This window comes from Haloferax sp. Q22 (assembly GCF_001482285.1).
GTDB lineage: Archaea > Halobacteriota > Halobacteria > Halobacteriales > Haloferacaceae > Haloferax.
Map to the genome: position 1 here is coordinate 245,187 of NZ_LOEP01000016.1, position 22,206 is coordinate 267,392.

The window sequence follows — 22,206 nt, forward strand, 5'->3', positions numbered from 1 at the left end:
CGGCTGGCCGGTCAGCGGAGTTGGGCGAGGCCGGCGTCGGAGCGGGGCATGGCGTCGAGCGACCCGCGACTGCGGATGATGTTGAAGGCGGTGACGAGGTCCGACCGGGAGACGAGCCCGACGAGTTCGCCCGCCTCGTCGACGACCGGGAGGCGGCCCACGCCGCGTTCCTGCATGAGCGCGATGGCGTCCATCGCGTCGGCATCGGGGGTAATGGTCGCCAGTTCGTCGCTCATGATGTCGTCCACGCGGAAGGCGTCGCGTTCGACCTCTTTGACGCCGCGGGCGTCGTCGAGAGTGACCATACCGACGAGGTTGCCGTTTCTGAGGACCGGGTAGCCCGTGTGGCGTTCGACGAACATGCGTTCGAGAAGCTCCGCGACGGAGGTCCGCTCGTCGACCACGTCGAGGTCCTCGCGGCCGGTCATGATGTCGCGGACGATCACGTCCTGGAACGTCGCCTTGAGGACCGTCTGTTGGGCCTCGCCGGACGCGCCCATGTAGATGAAGAAGGCGAGCGCGACGAGAAACAGGTTGAAGAAGAGGCCGAACAGGCCGAGCAGGAACGCGAACACCTTGCCGACCTCGGCGGCCATCTGGGTCGCTTTCGCGTGCGGACGGTTGCGCGCGAGAAGCGCCCGGAGGACACGCCCGCCGTCCATCGGGAAGCCGGGGAGCATGTTGAACACGGCGAGCGAGACGTTCACCAGCGCGAGGTAGCCGAGGACGAACTGCGCGGGGGCCTGCGACTCAGGGAGCAGGAGGAAGCCGGCGTAGGAGACGACGCCGATGGCGACCGAGACGAGCGGGCCGGCGACGGCGATGGTGAACTCCTGTTTCCAGTCCTCGGGTATCTCCTTGAACCGGGCGACGCCACCGAAGAGCCAGAGCGTGATGGACTCGATTTCGTAGCCGTAGCGCATGGCGACGAGCGAGTGGCCGAACTCGTGGAGCAGGACGCCCGCGAACAGGCCGATGGCGGCCGCGCTCCCGAGCACCCACTGCATCGACCCCGCGGAGATGGCCGCGCCGTCGATGTTCGCGCCGAAGAGGTCGTTGACGACGAGCGCGAGATTCGCCACGTCCGAGCCGATGAGCCACGCGAAAAGCGGGAGAACAATGAGGAACGTGAGATCCAACTTTATCGGGATGCCGAAGGCGCTACCGATGCGGATTCCTCGCATACCCGTAGTAACCCCGGAGGGGCCTTAAGCAGTCAGGGCGGAGAGACGGGGAAATGCTTACGCGGGCGGGCAATCGACGGGGAGTCATGAGCGATTCCCGACCGGAGCCGGTGGTCAAGCGGAGCGCGGACATCGAGTACGAGCGGGTCGGCGCGGCCGACGGGATGTCGAAGGGCGTCCTCGTCTCCGAGGCCGACGGCGCGCCGAACTTTGCCATCCGGCGGTTCGTCCTCGACCCCGACGCGTCGGTGCCGAAACACACCAACGAGGTCGAACACGAGCAGTACGTCCTCTCGGGTCGGTACGTCGTCGGCATCGGCGACGAAGAGTACGAGGTCGAAGCCGGCGACTCGCTTTTGATTCCCGCCGGCGTCGTCCACTGGTACCGAAACGAGTCCGACGAGGAGGGGTCGTTCCTCTGTGCGGTCCCCAACGGCGACGACGCCATCGAACTCGCCGACGACGCCGACGCCTGAGCGTGGTCAAGGGGCGGTGGCCGTAGCGGTCGAGGTGCGGAGCCGCATGCGGGTCGCTGTCGAGAGCGTTCGCAGGCGAATCGCTGAAATACCACGTCGCCGTAGCAGGCACCGTGTCTAAACAGGTCACCCGCGTCGACACGCTGTTTCTCCACCAGACGGGAGACGACTACCTCGTCGTCGCCCGCCGGGACGGAAAGCGGGTGCTCCGCGGCAAGCTCGAACTCAAAGAGACGAACGCGGGGCCTCGTCCCCTGCGCTTTCTGGTGACTCGAAAGGGAAACGACTCGCCGCGCGACCCGAGTCAGTTCGTCGAGCTCGCCCGGTCAGCCGCCCGTATCCGCATCTCACAACAGACGCCGAAAGCCGGCCGCGACGAGCTGAAAGAGATGCTCGACGGCTACCAGTTGGAGGCGCTGACGGTTCGGACCTGCCGCCGCTGCGCCGTCAACGGTCGGTACTCGCCCATCACCGACGACACGGCCATCAAGGCCGAACACGAGCACATCTGTCGCGACTGCGCCGTCCAAGAACTGGAGGGTGAACTCTCCTTCGCGGGCGGGCTCACGCAGGCGGCCCAAGAGCGCCTGGAGGAACTCCTCTACGAGACGGGCGACCTGACCCGCATCACGAACTTGCTGCAGGGCGAGTTGGACCCCGACCTGACGAAATTCGACACCATCAGTGCGACGACCGAGGACGTGGAGCTGGTCGAAACGGAGACGCTCGACCTCCACCCGAACCTGAAGTCGATGCTGACCGAGCGCTTCGACACCCTGCTCCCCGTCCAGAGCCTCGCCATCGACAACGGACTGCTCGACGGCGACGACCAACTCGTCGTGAGCGCGACGGCGACCGGGAAGACGCTCGTCGGCGAACTCGCCGGTATCAACCGAATGCTGAACGACGACGGGAAGATGCTGTTTCTCGTCCCGCTGGTCGCGCTCGCGAACCAGAAGCACGAGGACTTCAAGGAGCGCTACAGCCACCTCGGCAAGGTGACCATCCGCGTCGGCGCGAGCCGAATCAACGACGACGGCAACCGCTTCGACCCGAACGCCGACGTCATCGTCGGCACCTACGAGGGCATCGACCACGCGCTCCGGACGGGCAAGGACCTCGGCGACATCGGCACGGTCGTCATCGACGAGGTCCACACCCTGAAAGAAGAAGAGCGCGGCCACCGCCTCGACGGGATGATAGCCCGCCTGAAACACTACTGCGAGGCCCGCGCGAAGCGCCGCGAGAGCTACGGCGGCGCGCAGTGGATTTACCTCTCTGCGACCGTCGGGAACCCGAAGTGGCTCGCCCAGAACCTCCGGGCCAATCTCGTCGAGTACGAGGACCGCCCCGTCCCCATCGAGCGCCACGTGACCTTCGCCGACGGCCAAGAGAAGCCGCGCATCGAAAACCGCCTCGTGCGGCAGGCGTTCGACTCGAAGTCCTCGAAGGGCTACCGCGGCCAGACCATCATCTTCACCAACTCGCGGCGGCGGTGTCACGAGATCTCCCGGAAGATAGACTACAACGCCGCGGCGTACCACGCCGGCCTGGACTACGGCCAGCGAAAGCGCGTCGAACGACAGTTCGCCAATCAGGACCTCGCGGCCGTCGTGACGACCGCCGCGCTCGCCGCCGGCGTCGACTTCCCGGCGTCACAGGTCATCTTCGACACGCTGGCGATGGGCATCGAGTGGCTCTCCGTCCAGGAGTTCAGCCAGATGCTCGGCCGCGCCGGCCGCCCCGACTACCACGACAAGGGCGTCGTCTACCTGCTCGTCGAACCCGACGCCAGCTATCACAACACGATGGAGATGACCGAAGACGAGGTCGCGTTCAAGCTCCTCAAAGGCGAGATGGAAGAGGTTCGCACGGAGTACGACCAGTCCTCGGCGGTCGAAGAGACGCTGGCGAACATCGTCGTCGCCGGCAAGAAAGCGAAGGCGCTCAACAACCGGATGCTCGGCGAGGTGCCGACGACCCACGCAGTGGGCAAGCTTCTGGAGTGGGGCTTCATCGACGGCCTCGACCCGACCCCGCTCGGGCTCGCCGTGACGCGGCAGTTCCTCTCGCCGAGAGAGGCGTTCGCCATCCTCGACGGCATCCGAAAGGGGTCGTCACCGTACGAAATCGTCGCCGACCTCGAACTCGACGAGGAAGGCCGGTAGCGACCGACACGCTCGGCCGAGGCTGATATTCCGAATCCCGCACGCTTTTTGGCCGCCGACGCGTCGATGACCGCGTGGTAGCGATAACGCCGGATATCCTCGTCGTCTTCGCCGTCATCCTCGTCGCGTTGGCGTTCTTCGCGACCGAGCCCGTGCCGGTCGACGTGACGGCAATCGGCGTGATGGTGTCGTTGATGCTGATTCAACCCGCCTCGGAGGCGCTCGCCTCGGCGGGGATGCTCGGCGCACCTATCGTTCTCTTCGACTCTTACCCCGGCGACGCCCTCTCAGGGTTCGCCAACACGGCGACGCTGACCGTCCTCGCGATGTTCATCCTCAGCGAGGGCGTCCAGCGAACCGGTATCATCCAGCTTCTAGGCGCGAAGATATCGACGTTCACCGGCGATAGCGAACTCCGGCAACTCGGCGCGACCGTCGGCGTCGTCGGCCCCATCTCCGGCTTTATCAACAACACCGCCGCGGTCGCCATCCTGCTGCCGATGGTGACCGATCTCGCCGAGCGCGGGCAGACCTCACCCTCGAAGCTCCTCTTACCGCTGTCGTACGCCTCGATGTTCGGCGGCATGCTGACGCTCATCGGGACCTCGACCAACATCCTCGCCAGCGACGTCTACTCGCGCATCACGGGCGAAGCGCCCTTCTCGATGTTCGAGTTCACTGCGCTCGGCGCGGTGGTCATGGCCGTCGGCGTCGTCTACCTCATGACAATCGGCCGGCGGCTCACGCCGGCGCGAATCGAGCCCCGGCGCGACCTCACCGAGGAGTTCGAGATGGCCGACTACCTGACCGAGGTCGTCGTCCGCGAGGACTCCCCGCTCGTCGGCCAACAGGTCCAGCGGGCGCTCGTCGAAACCGAGTTCGACGTGGACCTCCTCCAGCTGATCCGCGGCGAGAGCGTCTTCCTCGAACCGCTCGGCCCGAAGGAGATTCAGCCGGGCGACGTGTTCACCCTCCGGACCGACCGCAACACGCTCGTCGAACTGCTCGACGTAGAGGGACTCGACCTCGTACCGGCGACCGTCACCGAAGACGAACTCGAACTCGCCGACCGCGGCCAGAACCTCGTCGAAGTCGTCGTCGCACCGGGGTCGGCACTGGTCGGCGAGTCGCTCGCCTCGGCGAGTTTCAGACAGCGGTACGACGCGACCGTGCTCGCGCTCCGCCGCGGCGGCGAACTCATCCGCCGGCGGATGGACAACCTCCCGCTCCGCGTCGGCGACACGCTCCTCGTGCAGGCGACCGTCGAGAGCATCGAGCGCCTCGACAACAACCGCAACTTCATCGTCGCCCAGGAAATCGAGCGCCACGACTACCGCGAGTCGAAGATTCCCGTCGCAGTCGGCATCGTCGCCGGCGTTGTCGCGCTCGCCGCGCTCAACTTCCTGCCCATCGTCGTCGCCGCGCTCCTCGGCGCGCTCGCCATGGTCGCCACGAAGTGTCTCCGGCCGACCGAGTTGTACGACGCCGTTCAGTGGGACATCATCTTCCTCCTCGCGGGCGTCATCCCGCTCGGCATCGCGATGGAGAACTCCGGGGCCGCCGAACTCCTCGCGGAACTGGTCGTGATGACCGGTGATTTCCTCCCCCTTATCGCCGTCCTCGGGGTGTTCTACTTCGTGACGGCGCTCCTGACGAACGTCATCTCGAACAACGCGAGCGTCGTGCTCATGATTCCGGTCGCCATCGAGGCCGCGACGACGCTCGGGGCCGACCCGTTCTCGTTCGTCCTCGCGGTCATGTTCGCGGCCTCGACAGCCTTCATGACTCCCGTCGGCTACCAGACGAATCTGTTCGTCTATGGCCCCGGCGGCTACAAGTTCACGGACTACATCCGCGTCGGCGGCCCGCTACAGTTGCTTCTCGGGGTCGTGACGACGCTCGGCGTCGCGTACTTCTTCCCCCTGACCTGACGGGGCGGAACGAAACCCTTTACTCCGCGACGGGGAGAGACGTATATGCGGGACCGTGGGTTAGCCTGGTATACTTCGGGCCTTGGGTGCCCGTGACCCCGGTTCAAATCCGGGCGGTCCCACTTCTACGCGAACTCACCTCCGAGCACCGCATAGCGTGTGCGAGCACACCGAGTTCGTGGTGGATGGACAAAAAACGGATTTGAACCCGACGAGACCGAACGAAGTGAGGTCTCGGCTTGGTTCAACAGTCGGGTGGTCCCATTGGGTTCATGAACAAATCGGCCCGTTTTGCTGCTACGTCCAACCCAACAGAGAGGAGTCTCAACTCGGTTTTACCTAGCGACGTGTTTCGACGCGAGCGCGACAGTCAAGCATCCAAAGCGTCCGAGAGACACGCAAACTCCGTCGCAAACAGTCGGCGACCCGATCCCACGGAACGGCGGCGAGAAGATTTTTGCAGCGAGCGGGAATCCTCTCGATTACGGTGTCAATTCAACCACTCGACGTTCTCGGCGGCCTCATGTTCCTCGCGGGAGTCCTGCTCATCACGGGTCTCATTGCGCCCGGTAGCACCAGCAGCCAGCGACTCGAAACCGGCGCGATGCTCATGGTGTTGGGAACTGCCGCCGTGGCGGGACCGCGAGCGTACCGCAGGGCACTCGACAGAACGGGATAGCCAGGTCTCCCGCGAGCGTTACGCGGTAGGTGGACGGACCGCGGCGTCGGTCGTCGTCGACGCCGGCGTCGAGGAGGGATTCCTCGCCACCGCCGATGCCGTCGAGTTGTTCGTCGCCGATTCGACTGTCGCAGTGCCACTCGAAGCGGTCTTCGCGTCGACCCACGAGTCGTACTCCGATTGGGCCATCACGACGACCTGCCCGTGCATCCTGCTGTGTCCCGTTCCACAGAGTTCGGCGCAGTAGAGGTCGTACTCACCGGTCTGGGTCGCGCGAGTGCGTGCGACTTGCTCCTGACTGGGGAAGATGTCCTGTTTGACGCCGAGGCCGACGAGAACGAGCGGAATTGCAGTCGGCACGAGGGGCGATCCCACGAGAAAGAGGCCGGCACCGGCGTACAGTCCAGCGACACCACCGGTGGTGACAAGCGGCCACCGACTCGTGTGTTCGTGTTCGCCGGTCGCCGACCCGACCGCGGTGTCGCTCATTCCCATGCGAAACCGGGGGGTCTCGGGTCACAATAAACACCCGGACGACGGGGTCGTCAGGCGCGGACCACCGTGACAAACGGGGTGACCGGAGGCGCATCGACGGCGGAGGCGGCGGCGTCTGCTTCGCTCTCGTTCGTCTCGTTCGTCCGCTGGACGACGTATCGCTGGCCGACCATCGGGTCCAAGAGGCTATCGACGGGCGCGCGGTCGTCAGTGAGAAGCGGCACGTCGTCGGTGGGTTCGTCGTTCCGGTAGGACGTGAGTTCGGCCGCGAGGTCGATGCCGATGTCGCGGCGCTGATTACGCGCCTGTAGCTCCTCGGCCGTCACGAGCGTCTCGTCTTTCGTCGCCACGACCTCGATGTTCTGGACGGCGACGCTCCCCGCGGTGGGGAAGCTGTACACCTGCGGGTAGACCGACCGCATCGTCTTGTACTCCGCGCGGTAGAACTGCGAGGCCGGGCCGCTCGGCGCAGAGATGATGTTGGCGAACAGGACACCGTCCTCGTCGAGGCGGTCCGACGTGAGCTGCATGAACTCCTGAGTCGTCAACTGGAACGGGACCTTGTCCTTCCGGTAGGCGTCGAGGACGATGAGGTCGTACGTCCGGTTCGTCTCTCTGAGGTACTGCCGACCGTCCATCGTGTGGACGTTGAGCCGCGGCGACTCCTCGACGCCGAAGTACTCCTCGGCGACGGAGACGACTTCCGGGTCGAGTTCGACCACGTCGACGGTCACGTTCGGGTACTGCTCCAAGAACACGCGCGGGCCGGTGAACCCGCCGCCACCGACGAACAGCACCCGGTCGATGTCGTCCGAGAGGAGAAACGGGACGTGGAAGTACGAGGTGTAGTCGAAGACGTGTCGCGTCGGGTCGTCGAGGTCCATCGCGCTGTGGGGCTGTCCGTCGAGGTGGAGCGTCCGCGTTCCGCCCGCGTCGGCGACGCGGAGCTCCTGATAGGCGGTCTGGGTGTGGTAGACCGTCGTTCCGCGGGAGTCGAGACCGACGCCGCCGGTCAGCGACGCGAGGACGAGGACTGCGGCGATACCGACGCTCCAGACCGCCTCGTCGCGGCCGATGTCGGGGCGGGCGAGTGCGAGCGCCGTCACGACCGAGATGAGTCCGAAGACGAGCCCGATGTTGGTGACGCTCAGAGAGGGGATGAGGAAGTACGTGGTGGCGAACGCGCCGATGATGCTGCCGACGGTGCCGACGGCGTAGACGTGGCCCGACGCCGCGCCCACGTCGGACCGCCCGGAGAGTTCGGCCGCGTAGGGGCTGATGAAGCCAAGGAAGTAGGTCGGCGGCCCGAACAGGAGCGTAATCGCCGGAAGCGACGCGAATCGGCTCGGGAGCGGGAGGCTCGCCGTCGACTGGATGAACAGGTCGCCGAGGAGGATGACGCCCGCGATGTAGGCCGCGGTGCCGATGAAGACGCGGACGAGCGCGCCGTTCGACGCCGCTGCGGCCCGCTGCCCGCCGCGGTGGTAACCGAGGCTCAGCGCCGCGAGGAAGACGCCGATAATGCTCCCCCACGTGTAGATGCTGCTGCCGAACTCGGGGGCGACCATCCGACCGGCGAGAATCTCCAACCCCATGCTCGTGACCCCGGAGACGAACACGGCGAGTTCGGGACGCGTCATCCGGAACCACGAGCCGATGGAGGTCGATGCCATGTCAGTAAGCCAAGGGGCGCGGCCGTATTAATTCACCCACGGCGGCGAGCCGGACGACGCGTGGGGTGGTCGACCCCGCCGCCTCTGCGACACACTCGCGCGAACCTTCTTATCTGATAACGGAGCCAGCCCGTCCCGTGTCCTCCCTCGTCGCCGCATCCGATCTCGCCCGCGCCGCGTACTGTCCGCGACAGCTCTACTACGCCCGCCGCGACGACGACCGAGCGCCGCCGCCCGCGGTTCGCGACGCTCGCGCGCTCGCCTTCGAGTATCCCGCCCTGCTCGACGGCCCCGCCGACGAACTCGCGACGCGACCGATTTCGGTGTCGCCGTCGGCGTACCGCGAGAACCTCGCTCGCCTCCACGACCGCGACGACTGGGACGCGCTCACCGACCCCGTCGCCCGTGACGTGCTCCTCTCGGGGAAAGACTGCCGCGGCATCGCGCACAAACTCGTGCGGTCGCCCGACGACGGCGACGAGGACGACCAACCGCCGGTTCCGTCGCTCGTCTCGCCGGGCGAACCGCCCGAGCGCGGCGTCTGGGAACCCCAGCGCGTCAGGGCCGTCGCGCTGGCGAAGGCGCTTTCGTGGGAGCGCGAGGCGTCGGTGTCGCGGGCGCTGGTCGAGTACCCGGCGGTCGGCGTCGTCCGGACGGTCAGGCTCACGACCGGGAACAAGGCGGCGTACCGGCGGGCGCTCCACATCGCCCGCAACCTCGATTTCGTCCCGTCGCGGCTCCGCGACTCCTCGAAGTGCGAGTCGTGCGCCTACCGGGGGCGTTGTGGCGTGAAAACGTGGTCGCTGTCGTCGCTGCTCGGCCGGTGAGATGGGGCTCGGCCGGTGAGGTTAGGCTCCGCAGGCGGCGACGCCGCCTGCTACGCGTCGCCTCGTTGGCACGCCCGTCGGGCTACGCGTCGGCGGCGTGTTCGTCTAACCACGCCTCGATATCGTCTGCCATCGCGCCGCGGCGGTGGACGACGCCGCGACCGGGGTCGACGACGGTGCTCTCGGTGCCGGGCGTCGTCCCGCCGTCGAGGACCACAGCGACGGCGTCCCGAATCTCGTCGGAGAGCTGCGAGGGGTGCGTGATGCTCCCGGTGCCGGAGCGGTTGGCGCTGGTTGCCGTGACGGGCGTCCCGGCCGCGCGGAAGAGATCCAAGGCGAGTTCGTGGTCGGGAACGCGGACGCCGACGCGCTCTTTCCCGGCGACGAGTGCGTCCGGCAGACTGTCGCGTCGCTCCACGACGACCGTCACCGGACCGGGGAGGAACCGGCGCATGAACGCCTCCTCGCGCTCGTCGGCGACGACGTGCGCCAGCGCGGCGTCCACGTCGGGAAAGCCGGCGGAGAGCGGTTTGTCTCGGTCGCGGCCCTTGATATCGAAGACGCGTTCGACCGCGTCGGCGTTCGTCGCGTCCGCGCCCATGCCATAGACCGTCTCGGTCGGGTAGACGACCGCCTCGCCGCGGCGAATGGCGGCGGCGGCACGCTGTACGTCGTCGTCGCTCATGGACGAACGGACGCGCAACGGGCGAAAAAGCGTGACGAAACGGCGATTCCGTGCGGGGCGGAGGTGTGGAACAGCGCAGGACGGCGCGACGGGAATCGAGCGCGTGGCCTACAGGCCGGCGAGCGCGTCCGCGAGTTCCTCGTAGTCCGGGAAGTCCGGCCACTCGTCGGCGACCCAGCGGTACTGGACCGTTCGCACCTCGTCGAGGAGGAACACGGCGGGGCGGTGTTCGGTGACGCCGGCCATCCCGTCGAGGTCGTGTTCGAGGTCGTAGTCGGCCGCGACGCCGGCCGCGGGGTCAGAGAACAGGCGGGCGTCTACCCCGCGTTCTTCGAGGAACGACTTGTGCTCGTAGGGCGACGAGATGGAGACGCCGACCGTCTGCACGTCCTCCGGGACGCCGCGGTCGCGGAGTTCGTTCCAGACGTACGTCGCCGGGAACGCGCCTGCCATCGTGTGGAACACGAGGAGGACGGGGCCGTCGGCGGTGAGGTCCGAGAGAGACGCGTCCTCCCAGAATTCGTCGTTGACGAGCGGACGGGTGAAGTCCGGGGCGGTGTCGCCCGGTTCCGGCGCGTCGTGCTCGGGGAGGTCGACGACGTCGAAGTCGACCATCAGGCTCCCTCCCCGTAGGTGTTTTCGAGATACTCGACGATGTTCGCCGACTCGGACATCGTGACGCCGGTGTTGTCGTCGACGATGGCCGGAACCGAGCGCTTGCCCGAGACGCGCTTGACGACGTTCCGGTCGGAGTGCATCGGCTCGACGAACCGCGACTGGTAGGCGAGGCCCTGCTCGTCGAGCGTGCGGACGACCCGCTCGCAGTACGGGCACGCCTGCAGTCGGTACAGCGTAATCGCCGGTTGCTCGTCGGACATGGACGGCTGTTGGGAAGAGCGTCGCCTAAGCCCTTCGCTCGCGGGCATCCGCGCCGCAAGATCGGGTCGGCGACGTACCGCCTCGGCCAGTTAGACGGTGTCGCGCCGAGCCGGGGGCATCGAATCGGCGTTCTCGCGGTTCGCCAACGGAGCCGACGAGGGCGGACGAGACGCCGACCGAGAGGGGTTCGAGGGCAACTCTTAATTCCGGTCCCGCGCAAGACAGTGTAGTTACATGGGTTTGCCGCCGCTACAGTCACCACCAGCCACGACACTCGCGGCCGCACAGGTCTCGAACATTCCGCTGGACGACACGACGATAACGGTCCTCGGCGTGATCGGAATCATCGTCCTGATCGGCCTCTCGGCGTTCTTCTCCTCGTCCGAGATTGCGATGTTCTCGCTCGCAAAACACCGCGTCGACTCGATGGTCGAAGACGGTGTGCCGGGCGCGGAGCGGGTGAAAGCGCTCAAGGACGACCCGCACCGGCTTCTCGTGACCATTCTGGTTGGAAACAACATCGCGAACATCGCGATGTCCTCGATATCGACCGGACTGCTCGTCTTCGTCGGTTTCCAACAGGGAGAGGCGGTCGCAATCGCGACGTTCGGGATTACGGCAGTCGTCCTGCTGTTCGGCGAGAGCGCGCCGAAATCCTACGCGGTCGAAAACACCGAGTCGTGGGCACTCCGCATCGCGCGGCCCCTCAAGTACGCCGAGCTGCTGTTGCTCCCGCTCGTCGTCTTCTTCGACTACCTGACCCGCGTCATCAACAAGGTCACCGGCGGTCAGACCGCCATCGAAACGACCTACGTCACCCGCGACGAGATTCAGAACCTTATCGAGACGGGCGAGCGCGAGGGCGTCATCGAGGAGGAAGAACGCGAGATGCTCGACCGCATCTTCCGGTTCAATTCGACGATCGCCAAGGAGGTCATGACCCCGCGCCTCGACATGACCGCCGTCCCGAAGGACGCGACCATCGACGAGGCCATCGAGACGTGCGTGCAGGCCGACCACGAGCGGGTCCCCGTGTACGACGGTAACCTCGACAACATCATCGGCATCGTCAACATCCGAAACCTCGTCCGCGAGAAGTACTACGGCGAACGCGGCGTCGGCATCGCCGACATCGTCTCGCCGACGCTCCACGTCCCCGAGTCGAAGAACGTCGACGAACTCATGGCCGAGATGCAGGACACTCGGATGCAGATGGTCGTCGTCATCGACGAGTTCGGGACCACGGAGGGGCTCATCACCCTCGAAGACATGGTCGAGGAAATCGTCGGCGACATCCTCGAAGGCGACGAAGAAGAGCCGTTCGAGGCGGTTGACGAGAACACCTACCTCGTCCGCGGTGAGGTCAACATCGACGAGGTCAACGAGATGCTCGACATCGAACTCCCCGAGGGCGAGGAGTTCGAGACGCTCGCTGGCTTCATCTTCAACCGCGCCGGCCGCCTCGTCGAGGAAGGCGAGGAGATCAGCTACAACGACATCGTCATCCGCATCGAGCAGGTCGACAACACGCGCATCATGAAAGCGCGCATCCGGACCAACGCGGGCATCGAAGCGACCGACGGCAACGGCGACGACGAGGACGGCGGCGACGAGGAAGCGGAAGTCGAGCCCGACACCTGACCGGCCCTGACCGGTCCAACCCGACCGAACCCGTTTCGTCCCGATCCGAACTCCGTTCGTCCCGACATCCAACTGAACTCGTTTTCGAACCGTCGTCGGCGCGACTCACCCGAGGAGCGTAAACGAGAGAACCACGAGCGCCAGCGACACCAGCGCGAGGAAGGCCAACCCGGTCGCGTCGGCGGTACCGTCGCCGAGGCGTCGCGCCCGCCCGCGAAAGCGAATCGCCAGCGCGAACGCACCGAGGCCGACGCTCCCGAAGGCGAACCCGCGGAGCGAGATGCCGGTCACGACCGCCATCGCGACGTGGTAGACGCCGAAGACGGCCCAGAGGGCAGAAACGAGGGTGGCGAGCGCGACGCGGAGCCCACGAACGTTCACAGACCGAGTACGCTCGACACGAGCGTAAAGACGCCGTAGCCCAGCCCGAACGCGAGCGCGAGCGAGCCGACCCACGCGAGGACCGTGTACAGCATCTTCCGCCGGGAGACGCCCGACCCGCCGGAGGCGTAGCCGGAGCCGATGATGGCGCTGACGATAATCTCGTTGAACGACACGGGAACGCCGAGGGCGACGGCGGTCTGGGCGATGGCGAACGAGGGAATCATCGCCGCGATGGAGCGCCGCGGCCCGAGCGAGGAGTAGTCCTGCGCGAGCGCCTTAATCATGCGCGGCGCGCCGGTCCACGACCCAGCGAGGAGGCCCACTCCGCCGCCGACGAGGAGCGCCGGGAGCGGGACCGCGACCGCGTCCAGCAGGGGAACGAGCGGCCCGATGGCGAGGCCGACCTGACTGCCGCCCGCCGAGAAGGCGACGAGGCCGCCGAGGACGAGCAGGAATCGCCGCTGACCGCGGGTCTTGTCGGTCGTCACCCAGCGACCGACGATCGCGGCCGCGACGAGCGCGACGAAAAGGGAGGCGGCGACGAACCAAACCGTCTCGCCGAGACCGGCGAGGTCGGTCAGTTCGACTGCAGCGGCCCGGGCGACTGAGGCCGAACCCGACGCGCCACCCAGCCCCGCGAACTCCATGTTGGCGACGAGCAGGCCGACGAGTCCGGCGAGCGCGGGGACGGTCCACTGCTCGGAGACGCCGTCGGCGCGGAGGAGTCTGGCGGTCGCGTACGACGCCCCGCCGCCGACGAACGGCGTGAGAACCCACAGCGAAACGATTTGCTGGTACTTCGCCCACGCGGGGTCGCCACCCATGGCGAGGCCGACGCCGACGACCGCGCCGGTGACGGTGAAGGCGGTGGCGATGGGGTAGCCCGCGAAGACGCCGAGCGCGACGAGCACCGCCGCGGTGAGGAGCGCGACGACCGCAGCCCCCGCGGTCAGCGTAACGCCGCCGATGAGTTCCGTCCCGACCGCGTTGGTGACGTTCGCGCCCTGCAGGAACGCCCCGGCGAAGCCGAGCAGGCCGACGATGAAGCCCGCGCGCATCACCGAGATGGCGTTGGCTCCGACCGCGGGCGCGAACGGCGTCGACCCCGACGACCCCGCGCCGATGGCCCACGCCATGAACAGGCTGGCGAGAGCGGCGACGACGAACGTGGCGAGCGTCGCGGCGGCTACCACGGGGCGACACCCCGGCGGTCGTCGGCGTCGGCTGTTGTCCCGTCCATCAGCGGCGGCGCGCCTCGTCGTACCCCTCGCTCAGGCCGAGGAGCGTCCGACGGACGAGGAGATACCCGAAGAAGACGAAGAGCAACAACGCGACGAGCAGCCCGACGAACACGGGATTCCCCGCGAGAAAGTCGACGAGGCCGTCTACGACCAAAGGGTCGGTCATGTGGATGGGTTCGGCGGGCACGAGGTATAGCAATTTCGGCGACGGGTCGTGAAAGAATACGAACACTCATGAGAAAACGCGAGTAACGCGGATTCGATGGCCGACCTCATCCCCTCCAGCCCGGGCGACCCGGACGACGACCGGGACGACCGAGACCCCAAGGTTATCGGCCTCGACAGCGACGAGGCCGACGACCTGCTCGGTGCCATCTCCTCGTCGACCGCCCGGTCGGTCCTCGCGTCGCTCCACGAGTCGCCGGCGACGCCCTCCGACCTCGCCACCGAGGTCGACACGTCTCTCCAGAACGTCCAGTACCACCTCGGAAACCTCTCGGAAGCGGGCCTCATCGAAGTCGCGGACACGAGGTACTCCGAGAAGGGCCGCGAGATGAAGGTGTACACGCCCGCGGACCGGGCGCTCGTCGTCGTCGCCGGGCGCGAGGACGAGACGAAGGGACTGAAAGGCGCGCTCACGCGCCTCATCGGCGGGGTCGGCGTCCTCGGTATCGGCGCGGCCGTGGTAAACCGACTCGCTCGAACCGGGTCGGTGCTCCCGTTCGGCTTCGGCAACTCGGCCGGCAGTGCGGACGGCGCTGGCGGTTCCGAGGCCGGCCAGAGCGGCGGGTCGGGAGGCGACCTCAACGCGACCTATCAGGCCGATTCGGCCAACGCAACGACCGCGGCGGACTCGACGACGCAGACCGCGACGCAGACAGCTACCGAAACCGCGACGACGACCGACGGCGACGGCGGGTTCAGCATCGCCGAAGCGACCACGACGGCGGATTCGACGACGCAGACCGCGGAGGCGACCCGGACCGCGGTCGAGTCGACGCGGACGGTAACGGAAGCCACACAGACCGCCGCGGAAACCGCGGCCGCGACGCCGACGCCGACGGCGGTTCCGGACACGACGGCCGCACAGACGGCTACGGAGACCGCGGCGCAGCTCACGAGCGGGTCGGGCGGACTCGCCCAGACTATCGGGTCGCTCTCGCCGGGGACGCTGTTCTTCCTCGGGGGGCTGACCGTGCTTCTCGCGTGGGTCGCGGTGGGCGTGCTGCGTGACTAAAACGGTTGTTTGAGCTTACGGTGCGTATTTGATACCGTCACCCGTAGGAGTGAGTACGAGGTCGCGCGTGGCCCCCAACGGCGACGGGACTGCCATCCGTGCCCCTGCCCCTCACCCCGTCGTCTCGCGCGGCCTCGGACTGTCCCCAACAGGCTTCCCCAGCCTGTTCCCGCTGATTCTTCCGGCCCTCCGCCGGACTCCACTGCATCACTCGTCAGGGACGATACGGAACGTCTCGAAGATGTCGCCGTCGACGGTGACGAGTCGCCCGCGGAGTCCGCCGTCCGGCAGTTCCTCCAGTTCCGCGTGCGCCTTGCGGTTGCCCCGCGGTTGGGCGTGACTCCCCGGGTTGAGGAGCGGAATCGGCCCGGTACCGTCGAAGCCCGGCCGGTGGCTGTGGCCGAAGATGACCGCGTCGGCCCCGCGCTCGCGGCCGAACATCGAAAGCGCGGTGTTCCCGCCGCGGCGGGTGTGAGTCACCGCGAACTCGACGCCGCCGTAGGTGACGTTTCGCGCGACTGGAATCCGGTCGCGAATCTCGGGACCGTCGTTGTTGCCGTAGACCGCGAGGAAGCTGTCGGCCTCGTCGATGAACGCGTCGAGGACGGACTCGCGCATGAAGTCGCCCGCGTGGACGACGAGGTCGGCCTCGCGGACCGCGTCGAGGGTTCGGTTCGTCAGACGATGGCCGTCCGTGCTGTGGGTGTCGGAGACGATGACGAGCATGCGCCGGGGTAAGCGCCGGAGGGATTGAAACCTACCGACTGCGGTGTCGGGTCGTCGGGACCGGTCGAGGCTGGTCGGGGGCGGACGGGGTCGCCGCAGTCGGCGAGCGGTGTCCCAGTTCTTCGTCGGTAGCTCTATCCGAGCGGGGGGAGTGGCCCACGACATGGCAGGCAGTACGTCCGTCGTCGTCGCCGCGCTCTTCGCGAACGGGGCGATTGCGATTCTCAAGTTCCTCGGCTATCTCGCGACCGGGAGCCCCTCCATGCTCTCCGAAACGTATCACTCCATCTCCGACACCGGTAACCAGGTGTTCCTCCTCATCGGCATCCGCGACAGCAAGCGCGACGAGACGCAGTCGCACCCCTTCGGTTATGGGAAATCGCAGTTCTTCTACTCGTTTCTCGTCTCCGTGATGCTGTTCGGTATCGCCGGCTGGGAGTCAGCCAAACACGGCTACGACGCCCTGATGCACCCCAGCCACGGCGGGGGCGGTGAGGCGCTCTTCCTGCTCGGCTTCGAAATCGAGCCTGTGTTGGTCAACGTCGCCATCCTCCTCGGCGCAATCGCCTTCGAGAGCTACGCCTTCCTGAAGGCGAACGCCGAACTCCGCCGGCAGATGGAGGAGTACGAGTGGAGCGGTCTCGTGGAGGCGTTCCGGGAGACGAGCGACGTGACGACGCTCACGGCGTTCACCGAGGACACCGTCGCCCTCGCCGGCGCGATGCTTGCACTCGTCGGCATCGGCCTCACCGAACTCACGGGCAACGAGCTGTTCGACGCCGGCGCGGCGCTCCTCATCGGGATACTGCTCATGGGCTTCGCCATCGCGCTCGCGTGGGAGAACAAGCGCCTGCTCATCGGCGAGAGCGTCCCCGTGGACGAAGAACAGGAGATTCGGAGACTCGTCCGCGAGCACCCCCACGTCGCACACATCGACAAGTTCCGCGCGTCGTACGTCGGCCCGGAGAAACTGCTCGTCGCCCTCGACGTGAGCTTCGACCCCGAACTCGACACCGAGGAGATAGACGACCACATCAGCGACATCGAGGCCGAACTCAAGGCGGCCGACAACCGGGTTCACTTCGTCTACATCGAACCCGAACTGTAGATGGACCTCACGCAAATCGCCCCCTCGGTCATGTTCGTCGCCGCCGGCGGCTACATCTACAGGCGGCCGATGTCGGCGAAAAACCTCGTTTCGCCCCGGGAGTGGAGGCACCAGCGAAGGCGGAGAAGCTCCAACGGAAGTTGGCAACGGGGGTAGGTATCACACTCGCCCTCGGTGGCGTGCTGTGGTTCGTCGTCGCGCTTGCGACTGGCTGAGGACACCTACCGCGTTTCGACCGCCTGTGCGACCCGCTCGACTGCTTCTTTGACTTCCGCGCGCGACACGTTCAGATTCGTCGTAAAGCGGGTGTGGTACTCGCCGAACGTGCCGCCGAGGACGCCCGCGTCGTCGCACAGTTCGACGAAGTCGTCGGCCGTCAGCCCCGCACCCTCGGAATCGACGACGACGATGTTCGTATCGGGCGTCGGCACCGACAGTCCGGGGACGGCGTCGAGACCCTCGGCGAGGACCGTCGCGTTCGCGTGGTCGTCGGCGAGGCGGTCGATATTGTCGAGCGCGACGAGCCCCGGCGCGGCGATGATGCCGGCCTGTCGCATACCGCCGCCGAACTGCTTTCTGACGCGGACGGCGTCCTCGATGAACGCCTCGGAACCGGCGAGCACCGAGCCGACGGGCGCGCCGAGCCCCTTCGAGAGACAGAACATCACCGTGTCCACGTGTTCGACCATCGCCGTCGGGTCCTCGTCGAGGGCGACACAGGCGTTGAACAGGCGCGCGCCGTCGAGGTGGACGGGAATTCCGAGGTCGTGAGCCGCCGCTGCCGCGGCGTCGATATCGGCTTTCGGAATCGCGACGCCGCCGCGGGCGTTGTGGGTGTTTTCGAGACACAGCACGCCCGTGCCGGCGACGTGAAGCGACTCCTCGCGGGCGTGGTCGCGGACCTGTTCGGGCGTCGGCGCGGCGCGCTCGCCGGCGTCGTAGGCGCGGACCTGCAGGCCCGACAGTTGGGCGAAGCCGCCGACCTCCCACTTGTAGACGTGCGCCTTCGCGTCCACGAGCGCCTCCTGACCGGGGGCGGCGTGGACGCGGGCGGCGATTTGGTTGCCCATCGTCCCCGACGGCACGAACAGCGCATCCTCCGTGCCGACCAGTTCGGCCGCGCGCGCTTCGAGTTCGTTCACGGTCGGGTCGTCGCCGTACACGTCGTCGCCGACGTCGGCGTCGCGGGCGGCCTCACGCATCTCGTCGGACGGGAGCGTGACGGTGTCGCTTCGGAGGTCGATCATGCGCGGAGAGACCGCGCCGACGGAGAAATAAACGGTGGTCCGCGGGGCGTTTCCCCGCGGTGTCGCAATATTTGCGCTTCGAAAGGTGTTTGCCCCGGGGACACACACGACGCGGTATGGACCCGCGCATCCGCGAGCACGCACAGACCATCGTCGACCACTCCACGAGCGTCGAGGCCGGCGACAACGTCGTCGTCTCCGCGCCCTCGGTGGCCGAGGACCTCGTCACGGCCATTCACGAACTGCTCGGCGACCGCGGCGCGAACGTCGTCGCGATGGACGCGAACCCGCGGTTTACCCGCGCGTTCCTCCGCGCCGGCGACGACGACTACGAGACCCCCGAGCACGTGCTGGCGCTCTACGAGGAGACGGACGTCATCATTCGCGTCCGCGGCGAGACGAACGCCACCGAACAGAGCGACGTGCCGCCGGAGACGAACGCCGCGTACAAGCGCGCGTACAAACCGGTGCAGGGCGAAATGCTCTCGAAGCGCTGGTGTCTCACCCAGTACCCCGCGAAGGGGAGCGCCCAGCTCGCGGGCATGAGCACCGAGGCCTACGAGAACTTCGTCTACGACGCCGTCACCCTCGACTGGGACGCACAGGGCGAACTCCAACAGCAGTTGGTCGACATCCTCAACGACGGCGACGAGGTCCGCATCAAGTCGGGCGACGAGACCGACGTGACGATGAGTATCGCCGGCAACACCGCCATCAACGACACGGCCGAACACAACCTCCCCGGCGGCGAGGTGTTCACCGCGCCCGTGAAGGACTCCGTGAACGGCGAGGTCTACTTCGACCTGCCGCTGTACCGGCAGGGCCGCGAGGTCTCCGGCGTCCGCGTCCGCTTCGAGGACGGCGAGGTCGTCGACTACTCCGCCGAGGGGAACGAAGAGGTCTTAGACGGCGTGTTCGACACCGACGAGGGCGCGCGCTACCTCGGTGAACTCGGCATCGGCATGAACCGCAGCATCGACCAGTTCACCTACAACATGCTGTTCGACGAGAAGATGGGCGACACCGTCCACATGGCCGTCGGCTCGGCGTACCCCGAGACGGTCGGCGAAGAGAACGAACTCAACGAGAGCGCCGAGCACGTCGACATGATCGTCGACATGTCCGAAGAGTCGGTCATCGAGGTCGACGGCGAGGTCGTCCAGCGGAACGGCACGTTCGTCTTCGAAGACGAGTTCTGACCGGGTCGGCGACGCGCTCTCCCGTTCGCGGACAACTCGCAACATTTCGTCTCCAGTTTATCTCCCGGAGAATCGCTTTGCGTCGTCGGGTTTTCCAGTCGAAACAGGAGCCTTCTAACAGCCGCCGAAATCGACACGGAAACGTGGGGTTCGGACGGAGCGTATCGACCGAAGCCCGCGGATTCTCCAGTCGAAGCGGTGCCCTTCCGTCTATAGACAGGAGTGTGACAACAATACACATACCCCAGTAGGTTTATTTCGAATAATCGACGAACACGAATCGATGCCAGCGGTTCAGTGCCGGGAGTGTGGACGCGACGTGGCGGTTCACGAGATAGAGACCACGACGAAAACGACGCCCGACGGCTTCGACACGAGGTATCGGTGCCCCTACTGTAAGTCGGAGATGCGAGACGTGAAAACGCGAATCGTCTGACGGCGTTACTGGTCGAGGTCGAGTTCGAACTGCTCGTTTTCGGTGACGGAGTTGAGCACGACCGAGGTGTTGGACTCGCGGATGTCCGCGTCGGTGAGCAGTTTCTTGATCTGCGTGTTCATGCCGTCGGTGTCGCGGAACTTGCCGATGGCGATGATGTCGTAGTCACCGGTGACCTCGTACACCGAGATCATCTGTTTTTCGGCGCGGAGGCGTTCGGTGATGTCGGGGAGCGCTGAGCCCTCGACTTTGAGTTGAATGACGGCGGTTACGTCGTAGCCGAGCGCGTCGTAGTTGACGCGGGGCGTGTATCCCTCGATGACGCCTTCGTCTTCGAGATCTCGCAGGTGATTCGAGACGGTCGTGACCGACACGTCGAGTTCTTCGGCGAGGCTTCGCAGACTCGCTCGGCCGTCGCCGAGGAGTGCGTTGATGAGCTTCGCGTCGAGGTTTTCGTACGTCATTACATCTACACACCGTCCCGGGGCATTAGAATTTTACGAATATCCAATTCTGTGGCAAGGTGCGGGGAATTGCATTAAGCGGAAAGGTCTTTATAGTGCGGGTGTTCGAATCGCGTGTTCAGGAAAATGACGGAAGACAACGCACTCACCGACGGCGGCCTGAGCGACGAGGCACAGGCAGTCATCGACGAGATCGAAGAGAAGAATGTCGACTTCCTCCGACTCCAGTTCACCGACATTCTCGGAACGGTCAAAAACGTCTCCATCCCGGCCTCGCAGGCCGAAAAGGCGTTCACTGAGGGCATCTACTTCGACGGTTCCTCCATCGACGGCTTCGTGCGCATTCAGGAGTCCGACATGCGCCTCGAACCCGACCCGTCGACGTTCGCCGTCCTCCCGTGGCGGAAGAAGGAAAACAGTGCCGCAGGCCGTCTCATCTGTGACGTGTTCAACACGTCCACCGGCGAGCCCTTCAGCGGCGACCCGCGTGGCGTCCTCAAGCGCGCAATCGCCCGCGCCGAGGAGCTTGGTTATGACGTGAACGTCGCCCCCGAACCGGAGTTCTTCCTGTTCGAAGAAGACGAGAACGGCCGCGCGACGACCGTCACGAACGACGCCGGCGGCTACTTCGACCTCGCCCCGAAGGACCTCGCGTCCGACGTGCGCCGTGACATCATCTACGGCCTCGAGAGCATGGGCTTCGACATCGAAGCCTCGCACCACGAGGTCGCCGAGGGTCAGCACGAGATTAACTTCACGTACGACGACGCCCTCTCGACGGCCGACAACGTCGCCACCTTCCGGTCCGTCGTCCGCGCCATCGCGGCCGAACACGACCTCCACGCGACGTTCATGCCCAAGCCCATCCCGCGCATCAACGGGTCCGGCATGCACACCCACATCTCGCTGTTCCAGGACGGCGAGAACGCGTTCCACGACGGCGACGACGAGTTCGACCTGAGCGGCACGGCCAAGAGCTTCGTCGCGGGCATCCTCGAGCACGCGCCTGCCATCACGGCCGTCGCCGACCCGACGGTCAACTCCTACAAGCGCCTCGTCCCCGGCTACGAAGCGCCGGTCTACATCGCGTGGTCCGACCGCAACCGCTCGGCGCTCATCCGCAAGCCGGCCGCCCGCACGCCGGCCGCCTCGCGTATCGAGGCCCGCTTCCCCGACCCGTCCTGTAACCCGTACCTCGCGTTCGCCGCGCTCATCCACGCCGGTCTCGACGGCGTCGAGAAGGACCTCGACTGTCCCGACCCGGTCCGCGAGAACATCTACGAGTTCGACGAGGAGAAGCGCGAAGAGTACGGCATCGAGACGCTCCCGAAGGACCTCGGCGGCGCCGTCGACGCCCTCGAAGAGGACGAAGTCATCCAGGACGCCCTGGGCGACCACGTCTACGAGAAGTTCGTCGAAGCCAAGCGCTCCGAGTTCAAGGACTACCTCGTCGACGTCTCCCAGTGGGAACTCGACCGGTACCTCGAGACGTTCTAAGCGCGACGAACTCCACGCAGTCTCTTATC

Annotated in this window: 23 protein-coding genes and 1 tRNA gene; 12 read left to right on the forward strand and 12 right to left on the reverse strand. The window is 66.4% G+C overall.

The window, feature by feature from the left end:
- Positions 1-11: 11 nt before the first annotated feature.
- Positions 12-1,184, reverse strand: a complete 1,173-nt coding sequence (locus AM590_RS06690; RefSeq protein ID WP_058826781.1) for a M50 family metallopeptidase — start codon at positions 1,182-1,184, stop codon at positions 12-14.
- 86 nt (positions 1,185-1,270) lie between these two features.
- On the opposite strand from AM590_RS06690, the gene AM590_RS06695 reads away from it, so the two are divergent.
- The 5 genes from AM590_RS06695 (at position 1,271) to AM590_RS06715 (ending at position 6,438) form a co-directional block, all read left to right on the forward strand.
- Entirely contained in the window at positions 1,271-1,660 is a 390-nt protein-coding gene (locus AM590_RS06695; RefSeq protein WP_058826782.1) for a cupin domain-containing protein, read from the forward strand.
- 113 nt (positions 1,661-1,773) lie between these two features.
- The gene (locus AM590_RS06700) at positions 1,774-3,828 is read left to right on the forward strand and encodes a DEAD/DEAH box helicase (protein ID WP_058826783.1); all 2,055 of its coding nucleotides are present in this window, start codon (positions 1,774-1,776) and stop codon (positions 3,826-3,828) included.
- Between the two features lie 74 nt (positions 3,829-3,902).
- Positions 3,903-5,759, forward strand: coding sequence for an SLC13 family permease (locus AM590_RS06705; RefSeq protein WP_058826784.1), 1,857 nt, complete (start codon positions 3,903-3,905; stop codon positions 5,757-5,759).
- A gap of 49 nt (positions 5,760-5,808) precedes the next feature.
- Positions 5,809-5,881, forward strand: a tRNA-Pro gene (locus AM590_RS06710).
- A gap of 365 nt (positions 5,882-6,246) precedes the next feature.
- The gene (locus tag AM590_RS06715) at positions 6,247-6,438 is read left to right on the forward strand and encodes a hypothetical protein (RefSeq protein WP_058826785.1); all 192 of its coding nucleotides are present in this window, start codon (positions 6,247-6,249) and stop codon (positions 6,436-6,438) included.
- 18 nt (positions 6,439-6,456) lie between these two features.
- Here AM590_RS06715 and AM590_RS06720 read toward each other — a convergent pair whose 3' ends face one another.
- Positions 6,457-6,933, reverse strand: coding sequence for a hypothetical protein (locus AM590_RS06720; protein ID WP_058826786.1), 477 nt, complete (start codon positions 6,931-6,933; stop codon positions 6,457-6,459).
- Positions 6,934-6,983: 50 nt separating this feature from the next.
- Complete coding sequence (locus AM590_RS06725; protein WP_058826787.1) at positions 6,984-8,606, reverse strand: spermidine synthase; 1,623 nt, start codon at positions 8,604-8,606, stop codon at positions 6,984-6,986.
- Positions 8,607-8,743: 137 nt separating this feature from the next.
- Here AM590_RS06725 and AM590_RS06730 point away from each other — a divergent pair, with 137 nt between their 5' ends.
- Positions 8,744-9,433 carry a hypothetical protein gene (locus AM590_RS06730; RefSeq protein ID WP_058826788.1) on the forward strand — a complete coding sequence of 230 codons (690 nt, stop codon included), beginning with the start codon at positions 8,744-8,746 and terminating at the stop codon, positions 9,431-9,433.
- A gap of 82 nt (positions 9,434-9,515) precedes the next feature.
- Here AM590_RS06730 and AM590_RS06735 read toward each other — a convergent pair whose 3' ends face one another.
- The 3 genes from AM590_RS06735 to AM590_RS06745 form a co-directional block, all read right to left on the reverse strand.
- On the reverse strand, positions 9,516-10,118 hold the full coding sequence (locus tag AM590_RS06735) for an L-threonylcarbamoyladenylate synthase (protein ID WP_058826789.1): 603 nt from the start codon (positions 10,116-10,118) through the stop codon (positions 9,516-9,518).
- A 108-nt stretch (positions 10,119-10,226) separates the two neighbouring features.
- Positions 10,227-10,733: a redoxin domain-containing protein gene (locus AM590_RS06740; protein WP_058826790.1), complete on the reverse strand. Its 507-nt coding sequence runs from the start codon at positions 10,731-10,733 to the stop codon at positions 10,227-10,229.
- Positions 10,733-10,996 (reverse strand): glutathione S-transferase N-terminal domain-containing protein, encoded by a 264-nt coding sequence (locus tag AM590_RS06745; RefSeq protein ID WP_004968989.1) that lies wholly within the window; start codon positions 10,994-10,996, stop codon positions 10,733-10,735. Before AM590_RS06745 ends, AM590_RS06740 begins: the two co-directional genes overlap by 1 nt.
- A gap of 235 nt (positions 10,997-11,231) precedes the next feature.
- Between AM590_RS06745 and AM590_RS06750 the strand changes: the two genes are divergently transcribed.
- Positions 11,232-12,638 (forward strand): hemolysin family protein, encoded by a 1,407-nt coding sequence (locus tag AM590_RS06750; RefSeq protein ID WP_058826791.1) that lies wholly within the window; start codon positions 11,232-11,234, stop codon positions 12,636-12,638.
- Positions 12,639-12,743: 105 nt separating this feature from the next.
- Here AM590_RS06750 and AM590_RS06755 read toward each other — a convergent pair whose 3' ends face one another.
- The 3 genes from AM590_RS06755 to AM590_RS20770 are packed head-to-tail and all read right to left on the reverse strand — an operon-like array spanning position 12,744 to position 14,429.
- A complete protein-coding gene (locus AM590_RS06755) occupies positions 12,744-13,019 on the reverse strand; it encodes a hypothetical protein (RefSeq protein ID WP_058826792.1) in 276 nt (91 codons plus the stop codon).
- Positions 13,016-14,215 (reverse strand): inorganic phosphate transporter, encoded by a 1,200-nt coding sequence (locus AM590_RS06760; protein ID WP_058826793.1) that lies wholly within the window; start codon positions 14,213-14,215, stop codon positions 13,016-13,018. Before AM590_RS06760 ends, AM590_RS06755 begins: the two co-directional genes overlap by 4 nt.
- Positions 14,216-14,261: 46 nt before the next feature.
- Entirely contained in the window at positions 14,262-14,429 is a 168-nt protein-coding gene (locus tag AM590_RS20770) for a hypothetical protein (RefSeq protein ID WP_167321013.1), read from the reverse strand.
- Between the two features lie 96 nt (positions 14,430-14,525).
- On the opposite strand from AM590_RS20770, the gene AM590_RS06770 reads away from it, so the two are divergent.
- Positions 14,526-15,500: a winged helix-turn-helix domain-containing protein gene (locus AM590_RS06770; RefSeq protein ID WP_058826794.1), complete on the forward strand. Its 975-nt coding sequence runs from the start codon at positions 14,526-14,528 to the stop codon at positions 15,498-15,500.
- A gap of 207 nt (positions 15,501-15,707) precedes the next feature.
- Here AM590_RS06770 and AM590_RS06775 read toward each other — a convergent pair whose 3' ends face one another.
- On the reverse strand, positions 15,708-16,226 hold the full coding sequence (locus AM590_RS06775) for a metallophosphoesterase (RefSeq protein ID WP_058826795.1): 519 nt from the start codon (positions 16,224-16,226) through the stop codon (positions 15,708-15,710).
- Positions 16,227-16,389: 163 nt separating this feature from the next.
- Here AM590_RS06775 and AM590_RS06780 point away from each other — a divergent pair, with 163 nt between their 5' ends.
- On the forward strand, positions 16,390-17,334 hold the full coding sequence (locus AM590_RS06780; RefSeq protein ID WP_058826796.1) for a cation diffusion facilitator family transporter: 945 nt from the start codon (positions 16,390-16,392) through the stop codon (positions 17,332-17,334).
- 221 nt (positions 17,335-17,555) lie between these two features.
- Here the strand turns inward: AM590_RS06780 and AM590_RS06790 are convergent, their stop codons facing one another.
- The gene (locus AM590_RS06790; RefSeq protein ID WP_058826797.1) at positions 17,556-18,581 is read right to left on the reverse strand and encodes a low specificity L-threonine aldolase; all 1,026 of its coding nucleotides are present in this window, start codon (positions 18,579-18,581) and stop codon (positions 17,556-17,558) included.
- Positions 18,582-18,697: 116 nt separating this feature from the next.
- Between AM590_RS06790 and AM590_RS06795 the strand changes: the two genes are divergently transcribed.
- Both AM590_RS06795 and AM590_RS20775 read left to right on the forward strand, forming a co-directional pair.
- On the forward strand, positions 18,698-19,780 hold the full coding sequence (locus AM590_RS06795) for an aminopeptidase (protein WP_058826798.1): 1,083 nt from the start codon (positions 18,698-18,700) through the stop codon (positions 19,778-19,780).
- A 283-nt stretch (positions 19,781-20,063) separates the two neighbouring features.
- A complete protein-coding gene (locus AM590_RS20775; RefSeq protein WP_004045356.1) occupies positions 20,064-20,216 on the forward strand; it encodes a hypothetical protein in 153 nt (50 codons plus the stop codon).
- 5 nt (positions 20,217-20,221) lie between these two features.
- Here AM590_RS20775 and lrp read toward each other — a convergent pair whose 3' ends face one another.
- Complete coding sequence (gene lrp, locus AM590_RS06800; RefSeq protein ID WP_004973746.1) at positions 20,222-20,680, reverse strand: HTH-type transcriptional regulator Lrp; 459 nt, start codon at positions 20,678-20,680, stop codon at positions 20,222-20,224.
- 126 nt (positions 20,681-20,806) lie between these two features.
- On the opposite strand from lrp, the gene glnA reads away from it, so the two are divergent.
- Positions 20,807-22,177 (forward strand): type I glutamate--ammonia ligase, encoded by a 1,371-nt coding sequence (gene glnA / locus AM590_RS06805; protein WP_058826799.1) that lies wholly within the window; start codon positions 20,807-20,809, stop codon positions 22,175-22,177.
- Positions 22,178-22,206 lie beyond the last annotated feature (29 nt).

What these genes read in the sequence shown, in the direction of transcription:
- AM590_RS06695 (WP_058826782.1), top strand. Translation starts at nt 1,271, where the DNA reads ATGAGCGATTCCCGACCGGAGCCGGTGGTCAAGCGGAGCGCGGACATC.
- AM590_RS06690 (WP_058826781.1), bottom strand. Translation starts at nt 1,184, where the DNA reads ATGCGAGGAATCCGCATCGGTAGCGCCTTCGGCATCCCGATAAAGTTG.
- AM590_RS06770 (WP_058826794.1), top strand. Translation starts at nt 14,526, where the DNA reads ATGGCCGACCTCATCCCCTCCAGCCCGGGCGACCCGGACGACGACCGG.
- AM590_RS06735 (WP_058826789.1), bottom strand. Translation starts at nt 10,118, where the DNA reads ATGAGCGACGACGACGTACAGCGTGCCGCCGCCGCCATTCGCCGCGGC.
- lrp (WP_004973746.1), bottom strand. Translation starts at nt 20,680, where the DNA reads ATGACGTACGAAAACCTCGACGCGAAGCTCATCAACGCACTCCTCGGC.
- AM590_RS06740 (WP_058826790.1), bottom strand. Translation starts at nt 10,733, where the DNA reads ATGGTCGACTTCGACGTCGTCGACCTCCCCGAGCACGACGCGCCGGAA.
- AM590_RS06750 (WP_058826791.1), top strand. Translation starts at nt 11,232, where the DNA reads ATGGGTTTGCCGCCGCTACAGTCACCACCAGCCACGACACTCGCGGCC.
- AM590_RS06780 (WP_058826796.1), top strand. Translation starts at nt 16,390, where the DNA reads ATGGCAGGCAGTACGTCCGTCGTCGTCGCCGCGCTCTTCGCGAACGGG.
- AM590_RS06745 (WP_004968989.1), bottom strand. Translation starts at nt 10,996, where the DNA reads ATGTCCGACGAGCAACCGGCGATTACGCTGTACCGACTGCAGGCGTGC.
- AM590_RS06725 (WP_058826787.1), bottom strand. Translation starts at nt 8,606, where the DNA reads ATGGCATCGACCTCCATCGGCTCGTGGTTCCGGATGACGCGTCCCGAA.
- AM590_RS06775 (WP_058826795.1), bottom strand. Translation starts at nt 16,226, where the DNA reads ATGCTCGTCATCGTCTCCGACACCCACAGCACGGACGGCCATCGTCTG.
- AM590_RS06720 (WP_058826786.1), bottom strand. Translation starts at nt 6,933, where the DNA reads ATGGGAATGAGCGACACCGCGGTCGGGTCGGCGACCGGCGAACACGAA.
- AM590_RS20770 (WP_167321013.1), bottom strand. Translation starts at nt 14,429, where the DNA reads ATGACCGACCCTTTGGTCGTAGACGGCCTCGTCGACTTTCTCGCGGGG.
- AM590_RS06795 (WP_058826798.1), top strand. Translation starts at nt 18,698, where the DNA reads ATGGACCCGCGCATCCGCGAGCACGCACAGACCATCGTCGACCACTCC.
- AM590_RS20775 (WP_004045356.1), top strand. Translation starts at nt 20,064, where the DNA reads ATGCCAGCGGTTCAGTGCCGGGAGTGTGGACGCGACGTGGCGGTTCAC.
- glnA (WP_058826799.1), top strand. Translation starts at nt 20,807, where the DNA reads ATGACGGAAGACAACGCACTCACCGACGGCGGCCTGAGCGACGAGGCA.
- AM590_RS06790 (WP_058826797.1), bottom strand. Translation starts at nt 18,581, where the DNA reads ATGATCGACCTCCGAAGCGACACCGTCACGCTCCCGTCCGACGAGATG.